We start from the raw sequence: 4,111 nt of genomic DNA, 5'->3' as shown, positions 1-4,111 counted from the left end.
GGGCGAGTGCCTGGACTACTTCCCGAACCGCGTCGAGGATCCCACCCTCGTGCGCCCCGAGATGTGGAAGTAAGCACGACGTTTACCGCTTGCTCTCAACTGCCCAAAGCAGCCTGAGGGCACCCAAATTCCGTCAGAGACGCATAAGGGCTGCGGCCTGACGGAAAGCTAAGAAGAAAGGGGAACAGGTTTCAACGCAAAGTGCGCGACCTGTTCCCCTTTTGCTGTATCTGCGATATCCCCGCGGATGTCGCATCCGGGGCGCAAGGCCTCCGGAAAATCACTTCAGATTCTCAGAGAATAGGAAAAGGAGGGAACATGGCACAGGACAAAATCGCTTCTCAAGGCGAGGGCAGCGGCTTCCAGATGAACTATGCCAAGGGTCTCATCTTCATGCTCATTTCTGCGACGGGCATGGGCTTGGTACCGCTGTTTTCGCGTTGGGCCACGCGCGTCAATATGTTTGACGGAACCGAGGGCCTGGCTGCTGGTGACTCCATCGGCGCTCTCATGGCCTGCGGTCGCATGGGCATGGGCGTGCTCTTCTTCGTTATCTTGATGTTCGCTACCGGCAAGGTGCAGACGTTCAAGAACCTGAAGCTCACCCCCGCCATCGCGCTCGGCGGCCTGATGATCGGCATGTCGCTGGCCTGCTACGTGACGTCCACGCTGCTGACCACCGTTGCCAATGCCGTTATGTTCATCTACACGGGTCCCGTGATCTGCGTGTTGTGCGCTCGTATCTTCCGCAAGGAGCCCATGAGCGGTCTGCAGTGGATTTGCCTCTGCGTGGTGTTCGTCGGTATGCTGTTCGGCGAGGGCCTGCTCGGCTTCGGCGTGGGCGGCAACGCCTTCGGCCTCGACTTCAACCTCGAGACCTCCACGCCCGAGTTCCCGCAGAAGGGCGTGGGCGACGCCTTCGGCCTGCTGTCGGGTCTGTTCTACGGCCTGTCGATGTTCTTCAATGGCTACCGTAAGGACGCCGACACCACCGCCCGCGGCGTATGGAACTTCATCTTCGCCGTGCTGGGCGCCGGTATCATCACCATCATCCTGAACTCCCTGGGCAGCCAGCCCGGCATGGAGAACTGGGCCCTGTCCGTGCACTTCACCACCTTCAACTGGATCGGTGCGGTGCTGCTGTGGATCATCTGCGGCCCCATCGCCCTGGGCACCCTGCTCGTGGCCGGCCGTAATCTGCCGGCTATGGACTACGGCACCATCGCCTACTGGGAGGTGCCCGTGGCCATCTTCATCGGCATCGTGATCTTCGCCGAGCCGATGACCATTAACAGCTGGCTGGGCGTCATCCTCATCTGCGGTGGCGGCGCCTTCCCCACGGTGAAGGCCATGCTGGCTCGCAAGGGCAAGGGCGAGGTCGACCAGAAGACGCTGGAGAGCGTCGAGGCCGAGGCCAAGGCCGAGGTGGAGACCCAGGATCTGCCGTAGCGCTCACGGGGGTGGCCTCAGGGTCGCCGAAGAAGCGTGGTAAAGCTCTCACGGCTTTTCAAAATGTGTACAAGTGCTGGCTGGCACTAAGAAGCTCCGCGTGGAGAGGTGCAGGCAGGCACAAGGAAATGGAGGTCCGCATATCTGTGAGAACAGAGGTGCGGACCTCTCTGTTTGAAAGGGGGTGGTTCCTATGAGGACCACGCAAAGCAAAAAGGGGTTTGGAAAGGACTTAGGTGATTTCCATGGCATCTAGCGACACTATGGTGGCAAGCGTCTCCACCGCCGAAGAGGAGCATGCGACCTTGCGTCGCGTGGCCGTGTCCTCGTTCCTCGGCAACTTCATCGAGTGGTTCGACTATGCGTCATATTCCTACTTCGCAACGGTTATCGCCCTCGTGTTGATGCCTCCGGGAGATCCGACGGTGGCTCTGCTGGAAACCTTCGGCGTGTTCGCCCTCTCGTTCCTCATGCGTCCGGTCGGCGCGTTCTTCTGGGGGCACATGGGCGACAAGAAGGGTCGCAAATGGGCGCTTGCCACCTCCATTTTGCTGATGAGCGCCGCCACCTTCGTGATCGGCCTGCTTCCCACTTACGAGGCCATCGGCATCCTGGCGCCTATCCTGCTGCTGTGCCTGCGCATGGTGCAGTCGTTCTCGGCTTCGGGCGAGTACGCCGGCGCCGCCACCTTCCTGGCCGAGTATGCTCCGGCCAACCATCGCGGGCTGTATTGCTCGCTCGTGCCCGCCTCCACGGCCGTGGGCCTGCTGGTGGGCTCTACGCTGGCAACGCTCATGTTCGTGAACTTTGGCCACGACTCGGCCTTCGTGACCGAGTGGGGCTGGCGCATTCCGTTCTTGCTGGCCGGTCCTTTGGGCATCATCACCCACTATATTCGTACCCGCGTGTCCGATTCGCCGGTGTACCAGGAGATGCAGGAGAAGCTGGAGGCCAAGGGCGAGTCCGACGACAAGCCCATCAAGCTGCTGCTGACCAAGCACCTGCGTCCGCTGATCATTTCGTTCGGTGCCTGCATGTTGAACGCCGTGGGCTTCTACGCCGTGCTTACCTACCTGCCGAACTACCTGCAGGACACCGTGGGCTACGACGCCGGCGCCTCGTCGCTGATCACCACTATTTGCCTGGTGGCCTACGTGGCGTTCATCTTCCTTTCGGGCCGGGTGTCCGACCGGTTCGGGCGCAAGAAGATGCTCATCATCGCCTCGGCGGGCTTCATCGTGTTCACGGTCCCCGCGTTCTATATGATGAACACCGAGAACTTCTGGATCATTCTGGTGGCCGAGCTGTTCATGTGCCTGCTTTTGACGGTGAACGACGGCACGCTGTCCAGCTATCTGTCCGAGACGTTCCCCACCGAGGTGCGCTACTCGGGCTTCGCGCTGTCGTTCAACTTCGCCAACGCCATCTTCGGCGGCTCGGCGTCGTTCATCTCCATCGCGCTGATTCAGGCCACGGGCAATCCCATTGCCCCCGCGTGGTACATGGTGGCTATTTCCGTGATCGCGCTGGTGGCCATGTGCCTGACCCACGACAACTCGAAGAAGAAGCTGACCGACATCAAATAGGAGCCGCGCCGCCGAGAACGCGCTTTTCGGCGCGGGCTTTGGTGGAGGCGGAAGGCTCCGGACGCAGTGCTGCGCGAGACGCGGCGCCAAGGACGGCTGGGCGACCGGGGAGGGGCGTCCAGCCGTCCTTTTCGTTATGCGAGTGCACAAGTTCGCCGGGCTTCGACGCAACTTCAGGTTTTTGCAAAAAATAAGCTCTATCAGGGGTTACGTGCGAAGTCAAATTCTGGTAAAGTCGCGGCAAGTAATCAATTTAGAAACGAGACTGTTATGACTAAGCCTCTGGCAAAGCCGAAGTCCCTGAAAGCCCAAATCACGCGCACCTCGTTGGTGCTGGCTGCTGCGGCTCTGCTGCGCGAGCGCGGGCCTGAGGCGGTTACGTACCGCAAGGTGGCCGAATGGGCGGGCGCGGCCTCGTCTTCGGTGGGTTACTACTTCGAATCGGTGACCGATCTTCTCTACGAGGCCGGCTGCTACAACATCGAGCTGTGGATCGCCCGCGCCGAGAAAGTAGCGCAGACGGCGGAAACGCTCACCCGCGAGGAGTGCCGCGAGCGTATCATCGATTTGTTGGTGGAGGCCTGTCTGCCCGACGACTCGGTGTCCATGGCCGCCCACTACGCCCAGCTCATCGCGGCGTCCGAGGCTCCCGTGGTGACCGAGGCCTACCGCAAGGGCCGTGCGGCGCTTGACGCCGCCGTGAACCGCATTCTCGTGCATGCCAGCGTGGCGCTGGAGCCTTCTGTGGTGGGCGCTCTGGTGGACGGGGGAGCGGTGAAGGCCATCTCCGAGGGCTACGACGTGCGCGAGGTGGTGCGCGGCCTGCTGGCCGTGGCCGTTCATTCAAGTTAAGGCCTTAGCAGGTGTTGACGCAGTGTCACAGCTTTTTTCGAGAAACTGAGAAAAAAAGTCGGTAAAAGGCTTTTGTGCAACTGCAATAAATGGTATAAATGAATCGCCCCGTTTGGGGCGATTTTCCTACAAGAGAGATAGGAGCATATTTATGGCAAAGATCGTCAGCTCTTGGAACGACTGGGACCCGCTGAAGCGCGTCATCGTCGGCCGCTGCGACAACT

3 protein-coding genes are annotated in these 4,111 nt (G+C 60.7%); all 3 read left to right on the top strand.

All coding sequences use genetic code 11. The annotated features are described in order from the left end of the window. Nucleotides 1–318 precede the first annotated feature (318 nt). The 3 genes from VIN30_RS11450 (at nt 319) to VIN30_RS11440 (ending at nt 3,887) form a co-directional block, all read left to right on the top strand. Complete coding sequence (locus VIN30_RS11450) at nt 319–1,449, top strand: DMT family transporter (protein ID WP_326426842.1); 1,131 nt, start codon at nt 319–321, stop codon at nt 1,447–1,449. Nucleotides 1,450–1,694: 245 nt separating this feature from the next. Beyond that, nucleotides 1,695–3,035: an MFS transporter gene (locus VIN30_RS11445; RefSeq protein ID WP_338211628.1), complete on the top strand. Its 1,341-nt coding sequence runs from the start codon at nt 1,695–1,697 to the stop codon at nt 3,033–3,035. Nucleotides 3,036–3,305: 270 nt separating this feature from the next. Further along, complete coding sequence (locus tag VIN30_RS11440; protein WP_326426846.1) at nt 3,306–3,887, top strand: TetR/AcrR family transcriptional regulator; 582 nt, start codon at nt 3,306–3,308, stop codon at nt 3,885–3,887. Nucleotides 3,888–4,111: the final 224 nt, after the last annotated feature.

The organism is Adlercreutzia wanghongyangiae (genome assembly GCF_035989245.1).
GTDB classification, from domain to species: domain Bacteria; phylum Actinomycetota; class Coriobacteriia; order Coriobacteriales; family Eggerthellaceae; genus Adlercreutzia; species Adlercreutzia wanghongyangiae.
The sequence above is the reverse complement of the archived record's forward strand: the minus strand, read 5'-3'. Positions and strand labels throughout refer to the sequence as shown.